Consider the following 19976-nt stretch of genomic DNA (forward strand, 5'->3'; position numbering starts at 1 on the left):
ATCAGAGATTAGGGGTCAGAGATCAGGAATCCGCGAGCAGAGGATTGCGCTATTGAGCGGGAGAGGTTTGCTTCTGCGGCTGGTTAGGCAGGGCGTAGATTACTTCGTTGGGGCGGGCGTAGTGGAGGCGCTGGCGGGCTTCGAACTCGATGGCGCCTGGGTCGGTCTTTAGGTGGTCTACGTGCTGGCTTAGATGGGTATTCTCGTCGGTGAGTCGCTGGATTTCTGCGGCCAGGGCTTTGTCTTCGGCGCGCTTATGCTGCCAGTTGGTGAGGCCGTCGCGTCCGTTGACTACGTGCCAGGCTAGCAGGATGGCGAAGGCCACGGCGAGGGCGGTGCCGAGGCGGCGGCGGTTGGCGGCGTAGCTCCCCTTGGCCCTGGTGAAGAGTGACTGCTTTGGTGTGGTCTTGCCCGTGTTTGGGCTCACGGGCAGGCTCGGGTTTTGAGGAGTTTCGGGCATTGATTCTTGTGTTGCTGGCGCGGTTTGCTTTGGTTATCGGCAGGCCGCGCCGGTGAATTACGAGAGAACAAAGTGCTTGGCGGCGGCGCTCAGGTCGGACATCTCTGCCTGATTGCGGGCTTCGGTGTAGGCGCGCACCACCGGTTCCGTGCCGGAGAGGCGGTAGCAAACCCAGGAGCCGTCGTCGAGGATCAGCTTGAGACCGTCGGTGCGAACGACGCTCACTACTTTGCGATCGCCAAGCGCGGTTGGATCGGTCTTCAACTTCTCAGTGAAGCGGGCTTTGATCTCCGGGGTCAAGTGGAAGTTCTCTCGAACTGGGTAGAAGGAACCTACTTTGTCAAAAAGCTCTTCGAGCTGGTCGGTTAGGGATTTGCCGCGGCGGGCGACCATTTCGGCTACTAGAAGGCCGGCGATGATGCCGTCTTTTTCGGGAACGTGACCGCGAATAGTGAGGCCTGCGGACTCTTCGCCGCCGATGGCGATCTTGTCCTGGTTGATGAGCTCGCCGATGTATTTGAAGCCTACGGGGGTTTCGTAGATGGGCACCTTGTGGTGGTCGGCGAGGGCGTTGACGAGGTTGGTGGTGGCGACGGACTTGGCGACGCCGTTGCGCCAGCCGCGGGTTTCGACGAGGTAGTCGAAGAGCAGGGCGATGATGTAGTTGGGCTGGATGAAGGTGGAGTTGGAATCGACAATGCCGAAACGGTCGGCGTCGCCGTCGGTGGCGATGACGAGGCTAGCTCCAAACTCGTGCATTTTGGTTTTGGCGTCGGCGAGGAGATGGTCGTCAGGCTCAGGGGCGTGGCCGCCGAAGAGGACGTCGCGGTAGTCATGGACGGTTTCAACGGGCACACCGGCGCTGCGCAGGAGGTGGCAGCTATAGCCGCGGCCTGCTCCCCAGAAGGGATCGAAGACGATTTTGATGCCGGAGGCGGCAATGGCTTTGAGATCCACTAGTTCAGCGATGCGGGCGAGGTAGGCGGGCTTGACGTCGGTGGTCTCGAAGTTGGGCTTTTCGTCGTTGAGGCGGGGGATGGTGGGGTTGTCGCCGAGAGCGACGATGGCGGCCTCAATCTGCTTGGTGACTTCAGGCAGAGCGGGTGCGCCGTCGGCGGTGGAGAACTTGATGCCGTTATACTCCGGCGGATTGTGGCTGGCGGTGAAGTTGATGGAACCGGAGGTTTTGAGGGTGCGCACGGCGTGAGAGATGGCCGGTGTGGGAGCTGCGTCAGGAATGACGATGGGGGTAACGCCAGCGGCGGCGAGGATGCGCGCTGCTTCATCTACGAAGGACTCGCCGAGGAAGCGAGGATCGCGGCCGACGAGAACGCGATGCGGGGCTGGCTGAGTCTTGACGTATGCAGCGATACCGGCGACGGCGCGGCGAATGTTGGCGATGGTGAACTCGTCCGCGACGATGGAGCGCCAGCCGGAAGTGCCGAATTTGATTGTAGTTGCCATGAGGAGAGATTTTCCTTTCCGATGCACAGTCATCTTGCCGCATGGAAGTGAGGACGGCAAGCGGGGAATGAACAGAGGTAAGCGAATTTTCAACTGAGGTATTACCCCCGCTCCGTCTGGTATCCTGCGGCTTAGCCGTGTGGATGCGAGCCCTGGTTATCGTGCTCCTGGTTTCTGTGGCCGCCTTGCTTTTTGTGGCCATTGCCGCGGCGAGGCATGTCTGGCGGCAACGCAAGCTAGCCGCTGAAGAAAGTTTGCCTTCCGGAAATGAAACGAGTTTGAAGAGCGCGGCGGAAGAGTTGGATAAGGCGCTGAAATAAAAGGACTCCGGTGAATAAATTCGGAGACGTTTGTTGTGTGTGTGCAGCTGGATTCAGAATCACAGGCGGCCTGACGGCCGCGAGGTTAAGAGATGATGAACGGACATGTTGAGGCGATAGGAGCGCAGCATCCGGCGCAGAGTGCTGCGTGGAAGGCAACGCGCGGCGCGGGTCTGGTGATTGCAGGCAGCGCGTTTGTGGCGGTTTGCGCGCATGTGTCGATTCCGTTGTGGTTTACTCCGGTGCCGATCACACTGCAACCCTTTGCCGTGGTATTGCTGGGCTTGCTGCTGGAGCCGGGCGTGGCGCTTGGGGTGATGGTGGCCTATCTGGCCGAAGGCGCGGCAGGATTGCCCGTATTCACGCCGGGAGTGGGTGGAGTTGCTCAGCTTCTGGGCCTGACGGGAGGCTACCTGATGAGTTATCCGGTGGTTGCTCCTTTGGTTTCGATGCTGTGGCGCAACGGGGCACGCAGTTTTACTCGCGGAGCGGTGGCTGCGGCAATTGGCGATCTGCTGATTCTTGCGCTGGGCGCAACATGGCTGGGAATCTGGACGCATATTTCGTTTAGCGCTTCTATGGCGCACGCAGTAGTTCCCTTTCTGCCGGGCGATGCACTGAAAGTTTGCGCGGCGGCGGGAATTGCCGCAGGCTTTGCGCGCGTGAAGCGCAAAGCTTAATAAGCTTCCGGAAACCGGACACCCCGGATTTGAATCGGTATGGATGAAAGATGCAGGCTCAGCAGAAGCCTGCAAGTTAGAAAGGAACACCTTTGAGCAGCACTCAGGCCAGCAGTACGCAGACCAGCGATACGCGCACGATCACGATCGCTCATAGTCCAGATTCTGACGACGCATTTATGTTTTACGGGATGGCCACGAACAAGGTTCGTGTGCCTGGGTACCGATTCGTTCACACGCTTTGCGATATCGAGGCGCTGAACCGGCGGGCGATGGATGAAGCGTTCTATGACGTTACCGCTATTTCGTTCCATGCGTATCCCTACGTGCAGGAGAACTACACGCTGATGAGCTGCGGCGGCAGCGTGGGCGAGGGATATGGGCCGATGGTGGTCGCGAGCAAACAGCTTACGACCGACGATCTTACAAAGATCCGCGTGGCGGTGCCCGGAACGTTGACGACAGCGTATCTGGCGCTGAAGATCTTCAATCCAGAGATCGAAACGGAGGTAGTGCCGTTCGATCAGATCATTCCGCAGATCAAGGCGGGCAACTTTGATGCCGGATTGATCATTCACGAGGGCCAGCTTACGTACGCGCGCAGCGGGCTGCACAAGGTCATCGACCTGGGTGTGTGGTGGCGTGAGCAGACGGGACTGGTACTTCCGCTGGGTGGGAATGCCATTCGCCGGTCGCTTGGGGCGGAGGTGTTGCACACGGTGACGCAGGCGCTGCGGGACAGCATTCAGCATGGGCTGGACAATCGCGAGCAGGGGCTGGAGTACGCGATGCAGTTTGCGCGCGATCTGGATACGAATCTGGCGAACCGTTTTGTGAGCATGTATGTGAATGAGCGGACACTGAGCTACGGGCCGGATGGGCAGGAAGCGATCCGGAAGTTGCTGGATCTGGGGCATGAGAAAGGGATTATTCCGATTACGCCTAAGGTGGATTTTGTGGATTAGCGATCGGCGGTTATCTGTGCGCCCTGCGTCTCTTTGAGATGCGGGGCGTTTTTGCGTTTGGGGTGTCCTGATACGACGAGGATGAGGCGGGCCTTCAGCCCGCGTGGGTCTCTTCATTACACGTAACCCAGGCCTTCACGCACATCGAACGCTGATGCGTTCGATGTGGCTGTTACAGCCTGGGCTGGTATGAGATGCGCCCTTGGCGCATTTGGGCTGCAGACGAGGCGTGATTGGCACGGAACGAATTTGGACAGGAGTTAGAGGAGTCCTGTGGGTTCGTGCTGCGCACGAAGGTGAAGCCGATCCCCTTCGGGGATGACAGAAAGAAAAGCAAGAGCAACTACAAAAGCAAAAACGAGAGCAAGTGCAAAACGAGAGCACGGGTTAATCTAAGGATTTTCTAATTTGAGCCGATGAGTGGGCTGAGGTGGTTATGTTTCAGCCTTCTGCCGGCTCGGATGAGTCTCGAAATCGATCTACGGTTGCGGCGCTGCTGATGACGGCGGATGCGTTGTTGTTTCTCGATCTGCAGGCGATGCTGCGGGAATTTGGTGTTGGGGTGACGCCTGTCAACAGTGTGCGCGAAGCTGTCGCGATGATTTATGCCGTGGGCGATGTGGGTTATGTGTTGCTGGATGTGCGGATGCCTGCGGTGGCGGATGGAAGTCTGCTCGCGGCGCTTGATGAGTGGAGTCTGCATCGGCAGGGTGCTGTCGCATTGATTGCGACAAGCCCGGACGATGCGTGGGTTGAGCGATTGCGGAGTGGAGCGATTGACGACATTGTGCCGCTGACGGCGGATGCCTCGACCTGGCGGGCGAGGCTGGGTATTATGCAGCGGAGCAGAAGCATGCATCTGGAGCTGGAGGAACGGCGTGCCACGGCTCAAGCCGAGATGGAGCGCGATCCAGTAACAGACGCATTCAGCCGGGAGATGATGCTGCGGCTGCTGTTTCGCGAAACGGATCGGGTGCAGAGGTTGAGGGGCGAGCTGAGCCTGATGTCGTTTGCGCTAGAGGGGTTTGATCTGTGGATTGAGGAATTGGGCCGGCAGGTATGCGATGGCCTACTGCGCGAGGTGGTAGCGCGCGCGGGGCGTACGCTGCGCAGTTACGACCTGCTGGGACGCGTGGGGCAACATGCTTTTCTGGCGGCGTTGCCGGGGTGTTCGCCTGCGAATGCGCGGAGGCTGGCTGAGCGCATGCGGATTGAGATGTTTGACAAGTTGTTTGTGGTTCGGAATGAGCGTGGAGATTGTGCTGGGGTGGAATTGAATGCGGTCTTTGCTGTAACACCGAGCATGGGACGATCGCCGCTGGTGGTGCTGCGTGAAGTGGAGCAACTGCTGGATGAGGCGAGATCTTTCCGGAATGCTTCACTGCCGTCGCCGGGCAATTGCGAACCGCCAAGAGGGGCGAAACTGGCGAATATGTTTCTGCTGCCGGTACAGGATTCGGGACGAGAGGGGTTTCGCTGGCTGGGATGAGCGGCTATTGCGGTGAATCCCGCATGGGGTGAGGCGTATCTTAACTAATGTGGTGGTGTAACGCCGTATGGCTGAGATTACGTTGAAGATCGATGGGATGCACTGCGGTTCCTGCATTCGCAGGGTGACGCAGGCGATTCAGAACGCGGGGCCTTTTGAGGTGGAAGAGGTGCGGATAGGCGCGGCCCGTTTTGCGGCTGCGGGCGCTCCGGATGCAAAGCTGGCAGTGGATGCGCTGGCGAAGGCCGGATTTGCGGCGCACGTGGAGCAGTAGTTGGCTGGCGCCGAGATCGAGACGGCTCGCGTGAAGGCTAAGTATGCCGGAACGATTGAAGCCGGGGTACACACAGGAGCGGCGGGTTCTCCGGCGCTGGATTTCAAGACAGATGATTTGAACCGCGCAGATGATGGCTCGGGAGAGGCTCATGTCGAATCACTGGTGATGCCGGTGCTCGGGATGACGTGTGCTGCTTGCCAGGCGCATGTGCAGTCGGCGCTGGCGCAGACGCCGGGAGTGGTGTCGGCGCGGGTGGATCTGATGCGGCATCGGGCTACGGTGGAGTTTGATCCGCTGGTGGCTACGTCGGAATCGCTGGTGACGGCGGTTCGCGGATCGGGATATGACGCGGTATTGCCGAGAGCGGCTGCTGCCACAGGTGACAGGCAAACGGAGTGGAAGAGCGGCGCGAAGGTGGCGGCAGCGCTGATTGTTGGCGCGGTGGTGATGGCGTTGTCGATGACCCATGCTGCTATGCATGCAGGGCCGATGCGCTGGGGGCTGCTGGTGATTACAGGGCTGACGGCGGCGTGGGCGGGAGCGGGCATCTATCGCAGCGCGTGGAAGGCGGTGCTGCACGGCGAGACGAATATGAACACGCTTGTTTCGCTGGGGACGGGCGTGGCGTTTGCGTGGTCGGCGTATGTGACGGCGTGGCCGAGGGCGGGTGGCGATCTGTATCTCGATTCGGTGCTGCTGATTCTGGGTTTTCTGTTGCTGGGCAAGTGGCTGGAAGGGCGAGCGCGGCAGAAGGCGATTGCAGCGGTGGATGCTCTGGCGCAGTTGCAGCCGGCGACGGCGCGGGTGTTGCGGGCGATTGCGGGCAAGGACGAGCCGGTTGAGGTGACGGTTTCGACGGATGAGATTGTGGCTGGCGACGTGGTGGTGATTTTGCCTGGGGAGCGGATTCCAGCGGATGGAGTGGTGGTTTCTGGGCGCACGACGGTGGATGAGTCGATGCTGACGGGTGAGGCTACGCCGGTGGAGCGGACTGTTGGCGGACGAGTGCTGGCTGGTTCGCTGAACTATGACGGTGCGGTAACGGCGCAGGTGGAGTCGGCGGGCGCAGAGACGACGCTGCGGCAGATTGCGCGGTTGGTGGAGCAGGCGCAGGGGACGCGGGCTCCGATGGAGCGACTGGCTGACCGGGCGAGTGCGGTGTTTGTTCCAGTGGTGCTGGTGCTGGCTGCGGTGACGTTTGTGGTGTGGCTGGTGGTGGCGCAGGATCTGCCGCAGGCGATTGCGGCTACGGTGGCGGTGCTGGTGATTGCCTGTCCTTGCGCGATGGGGCTGGCGGTGCCTGCAGCGCTGACAGTGGCGATTGGGCGTGGGGCGCAGTTTGGGGTGCTGATCAAGGGCGGTGAGGCGCTGGAACGGCTGACTGGGCTGGGCGCGGTGCTGATGGACAAGACGGGGACGCTGAGCGTGGGGAAGCCGGTGCTTACGGGGATTTACGCGATGGCCAGCTATGCCGAGGGCGATCTGCTGCGATGGGCGGCTGCGGTGGAGGACCGGTCGGCGCACCCGCTGGCGCATGCGGTGGTGGAGCGGGCGCGTGAGGATGAGATTGCGTGGCCTGAGGCTGCGGAGGTGCAGGTGCTTCCGGGGCGCGGGCTTTTGGGTGAGGTTGAGGGGCTGAAGCTGTTGCTGGGAAATCGTGAACTGCTGCGGGAGTGGGGTGTGAAGATTCCGCAGGGGGCTGAGGAACTTCCGGAGGCGGGAGTGACGCGGCTTTGGATTGCTGTGGCGCTGGGTTCGTCTGCTGACTACGAGGTTGCTGGGTACTTTGACGCGCGGGATGCGTTGCGGGATGGGGTTCCGGCGGTGGTGCGATGGCTCAGGGAACATGGCATGCCGGTGACGATGCTTACGGGTGACTCGGCCGTGGCTGCGGGAGCGATAGCTGAAGCTGCGGGCATTGAGCAGGTGTATGCGGGGCTGATGCCGATGGACAAGCTGGAGCATATTCGCGCGCTGCAAAAGGCTGGAACGCGGGTGGCGATGGTGGGTGACGGCATCAACGATGCAGCGGCGCTGGCTCAGGCGGATGTGGGAATTGCTATGGGCGCGGGAGCGGCGCTGGCGCAGGAAGCGGGTGATGTGCTGCTGCTTGGGAGCGATCCGGCGGGGGTATGCACGGCGGTGGCGCTGGCGGATTCGACGGTTGCAGTGATGAAACAGAACCTGGGGTGGGCGGCGCTGTACAACGTGCTTGGAATTCCTGTCGCCGCAGGAGCGCTGTATCCCGTCTTTCATTTGTTACTCACACCTTGGATTGCGGCTGCGGCGATGGCGTTCAGCTCGGTGAGCGTGCTGCTGAACAGTTTACGGCTCAGAAGATGGAAACCGCCGCTGGGAAGCGGGATGCTTCCCTTCCCTTTTTCAGGCATGTCGAAGTTGTAATCCGGCGCAGATGCAATCCGAGTAGTTCAAAGGTCAACCAAGAGGCTTTCGCTGCACGATACACTCAAGACTGGATACTGTTTGTGCGCATCCTGACTCGTTACATCCTCGGCGAAATCACCTCGCATGCGCTGATCGGCTGCGCGCTTTTCACCTTCATTCTGTTGATGAAGCCGCTGGAAGAGGTTTTGGACATGGTGGTCCGGAACAGCTCGAGCGCGGCGGTGGTGCTGGAGTTCTTTGTCTACAATCTGCCAAACACTTTTCTGGTGACAATTCCGATGGCGGTACTGGTTGGAGTGCTGCTGGGATTGAGCAGGCTTGCGGCCGACTCTGAAATTACGGCGATGCGCGCATCGGGGTTTGGCATCTGGTATTTCGTGCGCGTGGGCTCTGTGGTGGCCATACTGGGAACGGCGCTGGGACTGGTGAATTCGCTGCTGATTGAGCCGGCGGCGAATCAGGGGATTCTCGATCTACGGAAGGCGCTGGAGACTTCGCAGGGGTCGTTTGAGATTCAGCCGCGCGTGTTCTATGAGGACTTCAAGAACACAGTGGTGTATGTGCAGAATGTGCGCTCGACGGCTGGTGTGGCGAGCTGGGGCAAGCTGTTTATTGCGGATGTGACGGACCCGAGCGCGCCGGCGATTACGACGGCTGCGTCGGCGACGGTCGTGTCGAATCCAGACCAGGGCATGATGATCCGGTTACGCGATGCTTCAGAACAGCAGATGTCGCCGAACGATCCTGGACAGTACAACGTATCGACGTATGACGTGACCGATCGACCGCTGACATTCAGTCCGCAGAGCGAGGTTTCGATTGGGCGGCTGGATACGCCGCTGTTTGCGTTGAGCAACAGCCAGCTATTGGCGATGTCGCATGGAGCGGATGGGAAGCGATACCTGATTGAACTGCACCGGCGGTTTGCTTATCCGGCGGCATGTATTGTGCTCATGCTGATTGGCGTGCCGCTGGGAGCGGCTTCGCGGCGTGGCGGCAAGAGTGGCGGGTTTGTAGTAGCTCTGTGCGTGGTGCTGGTCTACTATCTGCTCTCGAATGTCGGCCTTGCCTGGGCAAAACAGGGGCGGCTGCCGGCGTTTGCGGGGGTGTGGCTGGCGAATATTGTGTTTGCTGTAGTGGGGGTGTTTCTGCTGAGCCAACTGGCCTCTGGCGGAACTGTGCTGAGCGCTGTATCTGCTTTGTGGACGCGGCCTAGGAAACCTGCGCAGGAGGATGAGATCGCGGAAGCGGATCAACCTGTGCAGCCAGCGCGCAGCAAGGCGATGGTTCAGGAGCGATATAGAAGACGCTATAGCAAGCCGTTGACGCTGCAGCGATTCAAGCCGCGGGGATTTCCGCTGATTCTGGATGAGTATGTGCTGCGCGAGTTTTTGAAGATGTTTTCGCTGATCCTCGCCGGCTTTGTGCTGATGATGCTGGTCTTCACTTTCTTCGAGTTGATGGGTGATATCCTGCGCAACCATCCACCGTTGATGACAGTGGGCGACTACCTCGTGAACCTGGCGCCGAGCATGATCTACCAGATCACTCCGCTGAGCGTGCTGATTGGCGTGCTGGTCACGTTTGGCCTGCTAAATCGCTCCAGCGAGTTGATCGCGATGAAGGCTACGGGCATCAGCATCTACCGGCTGGTGATTCCAGTGCTGGTGATTGCGGTGGTGCTCGCGTGCGCGTTGTTTGCCTTTGACCAGTATTATCTGCCGCAGGCAAACCGGCGTCAGGAGGCGCTGCGCAACATCATCAAGGGACGGCCCGCGCAGACGACGCTGAATCCGGACCAGAAGTGGATCTTTGGACAGCACCATCCGGGCGAGCCGGATCATATCTTCTACTATCAGTTCTTCGATCGCTATCAGAATGCTTTTGCCAACATCAGCGTTTTTGAGTTTGACCCCAAGAGCTTTCATCTGACGAAACGCATCTTTGCCTCGCGTGCGGTATGGAACGATGCGCAACGTACATGGTCGTTTGAAAAAGGATGGGAGCGCACGATCGACGGTGCGACGGTTACTGGGTTTCATGAATTCCAACAGGCAACGTTTGAAGAGATCAACGAACAGCCGAACTACTTTGAAAAAGAGAGCCTGCAGTCGCAGGAGATGAACTTTAGCCAGCTGCAGCGGTATATCAGCGACTTGCAGCAGAGCGGGTTCGACACGATGCGGCTGAAGGTGCAGCTTTATCACAAACTGGCGTATCCACTGGTGACAGTGGTGATGGCAGTGCTCGCAATTCCCTTTGCGCTGATGATGAGCCGGCGCGGATCGCTGACGGGCGTGGCGTGGGCGGTTGGTATTGCCATCGCGTACTGGGGGCTTGCCGGGTTGTTTGACGCTATGGGCAATGTGAATTATCTACCGTCCGCGATGGCGGCCTGGTCGCCGGATCTGCTGTTCGGGCTTACGGGCGGCTATCTGTTGCTGCGCACGCCGACTTAGAACGGAAACCAGATACGACGTTTTGCCTGCGATTTCGTCATGGCGGTTCCCTGCCGGATGAGCGCTGTTGGTTGCAAATCTGCGCGGGCTGGCTGCATACGATTCGCATCGTGTGCCGGTGCGACACGAATCTGGTGAGAGGCATATCATCGCAATCGGGAGCACTCGATCCATGGCTACCATTTCCAATACCGGCGCGATGCCAGTCACTGGCACTTCTTCAACGCTTCGCCGCAGCCATTTGCCAAAGATTCAATTCAGCGGCGTCGCCGTGATTGCAGCGGCATCGATAGCGCTTGCGCTGGCCACGGCCAGCGAATGCCAGTCCATCTTCTACTGGCCTTCCCTGCTCTATGGAGTGGCACTGTGGGGATGGTGGGGATTACTGGCAACGACGATGTGGAAGGCCGGTGACCGGCTGCTGAGAGCTTCGGGGCTTTCTGCAAAAATATTTGCAGCCCATATTGGACTGGCATGCGCTCTGGGGCTGATACATCTACTGCTGCTTGGCAGTGTCGGGTTTTCGGTAGCGAGACCGCGCGGCGTTTCCGCGTATGCCATCTGGGTCCAGCAACTGCATATTAACCGGTACGGAATGGAAATTCTGGTCTACGGATTTGTTGCGGGGATTATTGTGGTGGTGCAGTTGCAGTTGCGTGCGCAACGGGATGCGATGCGCGCGGTTGAATTGCAGAGGCAGCTTTCAGCGGCGCATCTGCGCGCGCTGCAGATGCAACTTGAGCCGCATTTCCTCTTCAACACTTTGAATGCGATTACGACGCTGGTGGAGCTTGGACGAAAGGAGGACGCAGCAGAGATGCTGTCGCATCTGAATGCGATCCTGAAGAGCACGCTGGCGCGCGACACACCGGAAAAGGTGCCGCTGTCGCAGGAGCTTGAGATCGTCGAGAATTATCTCGCAATTGAGCAGGTACGATTTGCAGACAGGCTGCGCGTGGAGATGAAGGTAGAGCGTGAGGCGCTGGACAGCCTGGTTCCCTGCTTTCTGCTGCAGCCGATTGTGGAGAATGCGATCCGGCATGGGATTGCCAACTGCGAAGATGTCGGCGTTGTGGAGGCCTCGGCGCGGCGTGATGGCGATCTGTTGCGATTAGAGATTCGTGATTCTGTTGCGGCGGTTGCGAAGGCACCGAAGCCTGGGAACGGCATTGGACTGAAGAATACGCGCGAGCGGCTGGCGCATTTCTATGAAGGCGCTTACTCGATGGAGGCGTGTGTGCGCGAGCCGGGAGGCTTTGCCGTGACGATTACGATTCCCTATGAGAGAAAGGCCGTTGCATGGAAGTGAAGCTGCGCTGCCTGATTGCAGATGATGAGCCGCTGGCACGAGAGCGTCTGCGCTTTCTGCTGGCAGGTGAAACAGAATTTTCTGTTGCGGGCGAATGCAGGAACGGCAAAGAAGTTGTCACAGCGTTGAAGAGCGAAAAGTTCGATGTGCTGTTTCTCGATATTCAAATGCCGGGATTGAATGGCCTTGATGTGTTCGAAGAAATGGGCGCGATGTATATGCCCGCTACTGTGTTCGTCACCGGGCATCACCACTATGCGGTAAAGGCATTTGAAGTGCACGCGCTCGATTACCTGACGAAGCCGGTAGAGCCTGAACGGCTGCATGCAGCATTGGTGCGGGTGAAGGAACAAATTGCAGCGCAGGCTGCGCTTATGTCGCACGAGAAGTTGCAGAGTATTCTCACAACACTCACGCATGGATCGGCATCGCAGCAGGAATATCCGAAGCGGCTGGTTGTGCCGAATGGAACGCGTGATGCGTTCGTGAATGTGGAAGAGATCGAATGGATTGAGGCGGCGGATTATTACTCGTGCCTGCATGTAGGCGCGAAGAAGCTGATGCTGCGCGAGACGATCAAGCAGCTTGCGGAGACGCTGAATCCGTCGCGGTTTGTGCGCGTGCATCGCTCGGCTATTGTGAACATCGACCAGGTACAGGAAATTGTTCGCGAAGGGCGCAATGAGGGCTGGGTGGTATTGCGTAATGGACAACGTCTGAAAATGAGCCGAGCGGGATGGCAGAATCTGCTGTCCACCGGGCGATCGTAGTGCCTCGCTTCTCTTCTCTCTATTCTTACAAACAACCTGACAGCAAATTCTTTCTGCATACACCTGCTGCTTCCCTGCATTGTTGTACCGCTCCGCTGCAAAGGACTCCGGCTGTTTCACAATTCTCGCGATAGTGAGGTGAGGTGTGATGGACGATGCATTGCACGCTATTGAAAATGCTGGTTGCCGGGCTTGGGATATTCGCAATAGATGTAGGTACATGCTTGGCGCAACAGCCATGTGCGAATGGGATGCGCGTGGATGGCGTTGTGATGGATCCAGCCGGTGCGGCGATTGTGGGTGCGACGGTGCGCGCGGTTAATGGAGAGCCTGCTAATACGGATTCCGAAGGCCGGTTTGTACTGGCGTGTATTCCGGCGCAATCGACTGTAATCACGGCGGAGGCTACTGGATTCGCAACGGCCACGCAGACAGCGATGAAGGGCGCAAACGGGGCTGCGCATCTGGAGTTTCGGCTGGTGATTGCGACGGCGCAGACGAGCGTGCAGGTGAATGACGATGCGCCGACGATCGATGCGGATCACGGATCGGACACGGTGACGCTGGGCAGCGAGGAGATACAACAGCTGCCCGATGATCCTGACGATCTGTTGCGGCAGTTGCAGCTGCTTTCGTCAAGCGCGGGTGGCGATGCGAGCACAGCGGTGATTTCGGTGAATGGATTTCAGAACAACAGCGCTCTGCCGCCAAAGAGCTCGATTGCTTCGATCCGGGTGAATCCGGATCTGTTTTCGGCGGAGTACCGGTGGCCTCCGTGGAGCGGAGGGTTGATTGAGATTTTTACCAAGCCTGGCGCGGATTCGATTCATGGGTCGGTGTTTTTTTCAGGTAGCGCAAGTGCGTGGAATGCTTCCGATCCCTTTGCACTGACGGGAACTCCGGCGAGCAAAAGGCGTTATGGATTTGACCTGAGCGGGCCTGTGCTCAAAAACAAGGTTGGGTATGCGCTGGCGCTGGAGAAGCGCGATATCGATGAGTTCAATGTGGTGAATGCGGTGACGCTTGGTGCAGATGGAAGCGGCGAGCCTTTGCACGAGGCTGTTGCTGCGCCGCAGCGGTTGTGGATTGCTTCAGCGCGCGGAGACTGGCAGGCCTCGGCTAAGGATGTTGCTTCGCTGTCGTATTCCGCGAATGTGACTAATCTTGGCAACCAGGGCGTTGGCGGACTGACGCTGCCGGAGGCGGGATATGACAGCCTGATTGCTGAATATGATTTGCGGCTTAACAACACGCTGACGCTGAATCCGAATCTGCTGCATGAGACGCGGGTTGGCTTTACGTGGAAGAGGACGCAGCAGACGCCGCTATCGACTGCTGCTGCACTGCAGGTGGCTGGGTACTTCAATGGCGGCGGGGCTACGAGCCAGGCGTTGAATGATCGCGAGCGTGATCTGGAGATGGATGACGATGTGATGATCACGCATGGCAGGCAGACGGTGAAGCTTGGTGTGCAGACGCTGGGGCTGTTTGTGCATGACTACGATCCGGATACGTTTAATGGAGCGTTTGTGTTTGGCGGAGGAAGCGCGCCAGTGCTGGATGCGAACAATAATCCAACGGGAGAGAGCACGACGATCTCCGCGCTGGAGCAGTATCGGCGGGCGACGTTGAATCTGGCTGGTGGAACGCCGACGACGTATCAGGTGACGACGGGGACGCCGGTGACGCCGCTAATGCAGTGGAGGCTTGGGTTCTTTGTGCAGGACACGATAAAAATGCTGCCGAGGCTGACGCTGGATACGGGGCTGCGCTACCAGATGCGTGTGCAGCCGGATAGCTTTGCGGGGTTTGATCCGCGGGTGGGGATCGCGTGGTCTCCGGATAAGAAGGAGCGATGGATCATTCATCTACGCGGTGGACTGTTCAGCGATCCGGCGGTGTATCAGGATATTCCGATCGATGTGTATCGGCTGAATGGCGTGAGACAGAAGGAAACGCTGATCTATGATCCGGACTTTGCGAATCCGCTGGGCTCTTCGCAGTCGATGCAGATTGCGGCGGTGAATCAGTTCAATCCGCGGCTTACGCAGGAGTCGTCGCTGGGGGCTTATCTGCAGTTAGAGCGCGTGCTGCCGGGCGACTGGCACGTGAAGACGGATTTTTACTGGGGAGCGGACTGGAATGGTGTGCGCATTGTGAATATCAATGCGCCGATGGTAGCGAGCAGCGTTGGTGTTGCGCCTGATCCGGCGGCTGCGCTGTTGGCTCCGCGGCCGATTGCTCCAAATGAAAATATCTGGGAGTGGCAGAACTCGGGACATCTGCTGGGGAATTTCTTCTCTGCACACCTGGAACAGCATCACTACAAGCGATTTGGACTGCAGTTGGATTACGACCATCAGAATGTGAAAGCCAATGTGTTTGGAAATAACCTCAATAGTCCACAGTCGAGTTACAGCGAGCTGGGAGAGTCGGCGCGCACGAGTTGGATGCGCGATAACTCTGTGTGGGTGGAGACGAATGTGACGCTGCCGTACAAGATCGAGTTCGCGGCGCAGTTTGATGCGCGGGATGGAATACCGTACAACGTGATTACGGGGACGGACAATAACGGCGATGGCGATTTCAACGACCGGCCGGCGTTTGCGGCTGTGAGCGGGACCGGGGCTTACGCAACGCGGTATGGGCTGCTCTCAGTGAATGCGGTGAATGGCAACGTGCCACGGAACCTGGGTACGATGCCGGGGGTGATGCATCTGGATGCGAACCTGAGCCGCGAGTTCACACTGGGGCCGAAGAATGCGGACCATCCGCGAACGATCACGGTGAATGGGCGTAGTGCGAATCTGCTGAATCACACGAATGTGACGACGGTCGGAAACGTAGTTTCGTCATCGACTTTTGACCAGCCAGTGGCGGCGGAGACGGCACGGCGGCTGGAGATTGGAGCACGGTTCACCTTCTGATCTGAGCCGCTTTTTTAGTAAAATACAGAGTGTTATGGCGTTTCCAATTAAAGTATGTGTTGTTTGCGGTGAGGAGTTTGAATTGAAACCGGATAAGCCGGGATTTGCGAATCGTTGCCCGGAATGCAGCGATCCTGAGAATGAGAGCGCATCCGGCTCGGGCAAGATGGACGCGACGGAGCGGCGCAGCTTGGACGAGATGAATGCCGAGCGGCGCAAGGTGATTCGCGACATGCTGTATCGCAAAGACAGCTAGAGCGGCTCCAAATGACGGCGCCATCTGGAGCATGCGGGATCTCTGTCCCGATAGAATGAGATTATGCTCAGCGACCTGAAGCCGCTATTCAGATACATGGCGCGATACCGCATGGGATATCTGTGGGGTACGCTCGCGCTGATGGCGACGAATGCCATCTGGGTAATTTTTCCCAAGATTCTTGAGCGCGCGATCAATGAGCTGAATCATCGCGACCTGCATGCGCCGGAGACACGGCAGATCATCTTGATATATGCAGGGCTGCTGGTTGGCATTGCGCTGGTCAAGGGCGTGTTTCTCTATGCTTCGCGCTGGATTCTGATCGGCATTTCACGCGATATCGAATTTGATCTGCGCAACGATCTGTTTCAGACTTTGGAGCAGCAGGATCAAGGCTATTACCATCGCCATCGCACCGGCGACATCATGGCGCGCATGACGAACGATCTGAATGCGGTACGCCAGTTACTTGGGCCGGCGATCATGTACTCGGCCAACACGGTGCTGTTTTCCGTAGGTGCGCTGTATTTTTTGCTGCGCATCAGTCCGTGGCTGACGCTTGTGGCGTTGGCTCCGATGCCGGTGGCGTCAATCCTGGTGCAGTACTTCGGCGCGAAGATTCATGAGCGATTTGAGCGCATCCAGGCGAGTTTTTCCGAGATTACGGCGCATGCGCAGGAGAACTTTTCCGGAGCAAGGCTGATACGGGCGTTTGCACGGGAAGAATCACAGATCAAGTCGTTTGAAAAGGCGAATCGCGAATACATCGGACGCGCGCTGCGGCTGGTGCAGCTGATGGGCATGCTGTGGCCGACTCTGGAGTTTGTGCTGGGCGTCTCGATGGTGATTACGCTGCTGGCCGGTGGGCGGTTGGTGCTGGAGCACAAGATCGATGTGGGCGCGTTTGTTGCCTTCAACACTTACATGATTTTGCTCACCTTCCCGATTATTGCAGTGGGCTGGGTGATCAATATCTTCCAGCGCGGCACGGCGAGCGTGAAGCGGATCGACGAGATTCTGAAGTCGAAGCCGTCGATTGATAACAGTATGGCTGATGCAACGATTCCTGCTGATCTGGTGCTGGATGGCGAGATCGAGTTTCACGGGCTTTCGTTTGAGTATGGCGAACGGACTGTGCTGAACAACGTGTCGCTCCATGTGCCGGCGGGATCGACGCTGGCGATTGTGGGGCCGACCGGGTCAGGCAAGACGACGCTGATCAATCTGATTCCGCGCCTGCTGGATGTGCCTGCGCAGCCACCGACACTGCTTATCGATGGCAGGCCCGTGCGGGAGTATCCGCTGCATGTGCTGCGATCGAATATCGGTGTGGTGCCGCAGGAGACGTTTCTCTTCAGCGATACGATCCGGGAGAATCTGAAGTTTGGTGCGCAGGAAACGACCGAAGCAGAGGTGCTGGAGGCAGCAGAGGCTGCGCATATCCTGCGAGAGTTTGAAGAGTTTCCACAGGGATTCGATACGGTCGTAGGCGAGCGCGGCGCGACACTTTCAGGCGGACAGAAGCAGCGAACATCGATTGCGCGAGCTCTGTTGCGGAAACCGCGCATTCTGATTCTGGACGATGCGCTGGCCAGTGTGGACACGTATACGGAAGAGCGGATACTCCAGGGGTTGCGACGATACACGCGTGAGAACGGCGGATGCACGACGATTCTGATTTCGCACCGCATCTCGACTGTGCGCGAAGCGGACCAGATAGCTGTGCTGATTGATGGCGCAATTGATGAGCTTGGCACGCATGAAGAGCTACTGGCCCGAGGCGGATACTATGCCGATCTCTTTGAAAAGCAATTGCTGGAAGAAGAGCTTTCCGTAACCGGTTGATGCGGATTGTTGCATTCGTTGCTATGCAGTCCAACGGGACGAGGCATCCGATTCGGGTATGTTCGTCGCCGGTGTGGTAAACGCGCGAGAAGTATTGATGGCTGTAGTTGCGGGCGGTTGCGCTGATTGCAAGGCGATTTGACGCCAGGCGTTGCGCATCTCACGAACGCAGACGATCGCGCGGTTGAAGCGCTGAACATCTGCTGCTACAGAGGCCTGAAGGATTAAGGCAAAGATAGAAGCGTAGAACTCAGCAAGAACCTGCGCGGGACGTCCACCGATATCCATGCGGAGCCGAGTCTGCAGATGAATCACGATGGCGAGCGCTCGTTTGACAGAGGCCCGGCGTGCGGTAATGTCAGCGTGTTCGACGGCATCGATAGCGTCGTAGAGAAAACGAATGATACCGTCATAGAGCGCTACGACGAGATCCACGGGGGATGCCCCGTCGAGCATGTGGTCTTTGTAGGATGTCATGAAAATCGGGCACTCCCTCGCCCAACTGCCGATTGCACATAATGCAGATTATTGCTGGGGCGCCTGGTAGCCAGTGATTGCGGAATAGAGTTCGTTGATGTTATCGAGATTTTGCGGAATAGCCTGCAGAATTTCATCCGCACTGGTCAGTTCCAATGTGAGGCTTGTTTGCTCCGCGGAGATCGTTTGATTCTCGGCTGAGATATTTTGATTAAGCGAGGATTCAATGGAGCTATCTGCGCTGAGCGCGAGAGCAAGTGTTCCGGTAACGCTGGAGGTACCGAGATTATTGACAGTGTTGGAGAAGTCCACGCCCCAACTGTTCGCGTCCTGGAAGAATGCGGTAACACCGGAATAGTCGGAGTTGAGCTCTTGCTCGAACGTAGCGGAATCAAGAGAGATGGTGCCGTCATCCTGAGCGGAGATACCGAGCTTGGCCAGATTATTGACGTCGCCGAGCGAGGTATAGGAGAGCGAACTGCCGGTGATTGAGTCGCTAATGGATGAGTTGACGGTGACGGCCTGCCCGTACTGAGAGACGATGGAAAGCGATGATCCAGTGGAACCGGTGACGACGGCAGCAGAGACGCCGAGATTGGCAGCGTTGATGGCGGCTGCAAGCCCGGCGAGATTTTGATTGCCTGCGGAAAGTGAGCTCAGATCAAAGTTAGTGGCAGAGCCAGAGCCCACGGCGATGGAGAAAGTGCCTGAGAGCGTATCGGAGGCATTGGAGATGGGCGCGAGATAACCAGAAGACGACGAACCACTGATGGAGGAAAGAAGCTGCTGTTGCAGCAACGAAAGCGTGGGAGAGCCGAAGAGCGGTTGCGCGCTGCCGGAGGAGTTGTTCGACTCCTGGGTATTGATTGCACTGACAACGGCATTGAAGTCCGAGACAAAAGCTTCCATCGCGCTTTCTACCGTCGGGGTGCTGTTGACGATCTGGACCTGTACGGTATCAGTCGACGGAGCGAGAAGTTGGAAAGTGACGCCAGGAATGACGGTGCTTACCGTATTGGATGACGTGGCGACACTGACGCCATCGACAACAATGCTTGAGTTCTGGCCGCTCTGGATGGAGTTGTAATTGAGGGCCTTGCCGGTTGAGGAATCGGTGATTGCGGAGGTCACCGTAAGGTTGCCGGTTGCGCCTGAGGTTCCTGAGACAATGGAGAGACGTGAGCCGTTGGCATCGGTAACGACGCTGGCGGTGACTCCGATATCTGCGTTGTTGATCGATGCGGCAAGACCGGAAAGAGTATTGTCCGTGCCGACATCGACGGTCTGCGCTGTGCCTGAGCCAACCTGAATCGTAACGGAGCCGGTCAGTGTGTCATTGGTATTGGTGACGTTGTCGAGATATCCGGAGGCAGTTGTCGCCAGCGAATTGACAACGATGGTGTGGGTGCCCGCAACGGAGGATGATGAGGACGATGTCAGTGCGACTACATCGGGATTGGAGCTCGAACCTTCTTTGGTGGAAAGCACACCGCTGAAATCGGTGAACTGCGAAATGTCGTTGGAGAGATTGGAGAGCAAGGTGCCCAGATTGGAGATGGCCGAGTCCTGGCCCTCAAGAGTAGTGAGCTGATTCTGCCATGGCGTCTCAACGTTCTGAAGATTTGCCACAATCTGACTGACCGTATTGCTTACGTTGAAGCCCGTGCCCGCTGTGGGCGATCCAAAGGAAATGCCAACTGTACCCATCGCAACCTCTCATCGATGATTGAGTACTTCGGATTGAGTATTTCGCAGTCTTGCGGCCAACTTCAGACGTTGTGCGGTTAGAAAGCTCACATCATCGCCGATGCGTGGCGAAGCCAAGTGATGTGGAGACGCCGAATAAAGAAATGGGGAAGCCCATAATGGCGC

Annotated in this window: 15 protein-coding genes; 11 read left to right on the forward strand and 4 right to left on the reverse strand. The window is 58.1% G+C overall.

Annotation, left to right across the window (positions count from 1 at the left end; all coding sequences use genetic code 11):
• Positions 1 to 49: 49 nt before the first annotated feature.
• Both OHL22_RS02430 and OHL22_RS02435 read right to left on the reverse strand, forming a co-directional pair.
• Positions 50 to 427, reverse strand: a complete 378-nt coding sequence (locus OHL22_RS02430) for an FtsB family cell division protein (RefSeq protein WP_263332813.1) — start codon at positions 425 to 427, stop codon at positions 50 to 52.
• 90 nt (positions 428 to 517) lie between these two features.
• Positions 518 to 1924 carry a phosphoglucomutase/phosphomannomutase family protein gene (locus OHL22_RS02435; RefSeq protein WP_263332815.1) on the reverse strand — a complete coding sequence of 469 codons (1407 nt, stop codon included), beginning with the start codon at positions 1922 to 1924 and terminating at the stop codon, positions 518 to 520.
• 412 nt (positions 1925 to 2336) lie between these two features.
• Between OHL22_RS02435 and OHL22_RS02440 the strand changes: the two genes are divergently transcribed.
• The 11 genes from OHL22_RS02440 (at position 2337) to OHL22_RS02490 (ending at position 17627) form a co-directional block, all read left to right on the forward strand.
• Positions 2337 to 2924: a biotin transporter BioY gene (locus OHL22_RS02440; RefSeq protein WP_263332817.1), complete on the forward strand. Its 588-nt coding sequence runs from the start codon at positions 2337 to 2339 to the stop codon at positions 2922 to 2924.
• 92 nt (positions 2925 to 3016) lie between these two features.
• Positions 3017 to 3889: a menaquinone biosynthesis family protein gene (locus OHL22_RS02445; RefSeq protein WP_263332819.1), complete on the forward strand. Its 873-nt coding sequence runs from the start codon at positions 3017 to 3019 to the stop codon at positions 3887 to 3889.
• Positions 3890 to 4325: 436 nt separating this feature from the next.
• The gene (locus tag OHL22_RS02450; RefSeq protein WP_263332821.1) at positions 4326 to 5378 is read left to right on the forward strand and encodes a GGDEF domain-containing protein; all 1053 of its coding nucleotides are present in this window, start codon (positions 4326 to 4328) and stop codon (positions 5376 to 5378) included.
• A gap of 67 nt (positions 5379 to 5445) precedes the next feature.
• Complete coding sequence (locus tag OHL22_RS02455) at positions 5446 to 5652, forward strand: heavy-metal-associated domain-containing protein (RefSeq protein WP_263332822.1); 207 nt, start codon at positions 5446 to 5448, stop codon at positions 5650 to 5652.
• Positions 5653 to 8058: a heavy metal translocating P-type ATPase gene (locus tag OHL22_RS02460; protein ID WP_263332824.1), complete on the forward strand. Its 2406-nt coding sequence runs from the start codon at positions 5653 to 5655 to the stop codon at positions 8056 to 8058. It begins immediately after the preceding gene.
• A gap of 83 nt (positions 8059 to 8141) precedes the next feature.
• The gene (gene lptF, locus OHL22_RS02465; protein WP_263332826.1) at positions 8142 to 10520 is read left to right on the forward strand and encodes an LPS export ABC transporter permease LptF; all 2379 of its coding nucleotides are present in this window, start codon (positions 8142 to 8144) and stop codon (positions 10518 to 10520) included.
• Positions 10521 to 10692: 172 nt separating this feature from the next.
• Entirely contained in the window at positions 10693 to 11829 is a 1137-nt protein-coding gene (locus OHL22_RS02470) for a sensor histidine kinase (protein ID WP_263332828.1), read from the forward strand.
• Positions 11820 to 12599, forward strand: a complete 780-nt coding sequence (locus OHL22_RS02475; protein ID WP_263332830.1) for a LytR/AlgR family response regulator transcription factor — start codon at positions 11820 to 11822, stop codon at positions 12597 to 12599. Before OHL22_RS02470 ends, OHL22_RS02475 begins: the two co-directional genes overlap by 10 nt.
• A gap of 251 nt (positions 12600 to 12850) precedes the next feature.
• Positions 12851 to 15526: a TonB-dependent receptor gene (locus OHL22_RS02480; protein ID WP_263333304.1), complete on the forward strand. Its 2676-nt coding sequence runs from the start codon at positions 12851 to 12853 to the stop codon at positions 15524 to 15526.
• A gap of 82 nt (positions 15527 to 15608) precedes the next feature.
• Positions 15609 to 15782, forward strand: a complete 174-nt coding sequence (locus OHL22_RS02485) for a hypothetical protein (protein ID WP_263332832.1) — start codon at positions 15609 to 15611, stop codon at positions 15780 to 15782.
• A gap of 63 nt (positions 15783 to 15845) precedes the next feature.
• Positions 15846 to 17627, forward strand: a complete 1782-nt coding sequence (locus OHL22_RS02490; RefSeq protein WP_263332834.1) for an ABC transporter ATP-binding protein — start codon at positions 15846 to 15848, stop codon at positions 17625 to 17627.
• Between the two features lie 21 nt (positions 17628 to 17648).
• On the opposite strand, the gene fliS is transcribed toward OHL22_RS02490, so the two are convergent.
• Positions 17649 to 18104: a flagellar export chaperone FliS gene (fliS, locus tag OHL22_RS02495; protein WP_263332837.1), complete on the reverse strand. Its 456-nt coding sequence runs from the start codon at positions 18102 to 18104 to the stop codon at positions 17649 to 17651.
• A 48-nt stretch (positions 18105 to 18152) separates the two neighbouring features.
• A complete protein-coding gene (gene fliD / locus OHL22_RS02500; protein ID WP_263332839.1) occupies positions 18153 to 19811 on the reverse strand; it encodes a flagellar filament capping protein FliD in 1659 nt (552 codons plus the stop codon).
• Positions 19812 to 19976 lie beyond the last annotated feature (165 nt).

The sequence above is a fragment of the Acidicapsa dinghuensis genome, assembly GCF_025685685.1.
Lineage (GTDB): Bacteria > Acidobacteriota > Terriglobia > Terriglobales > Acidobacteriaceae > Acidicapsa > Acidicapsa dinghuensis.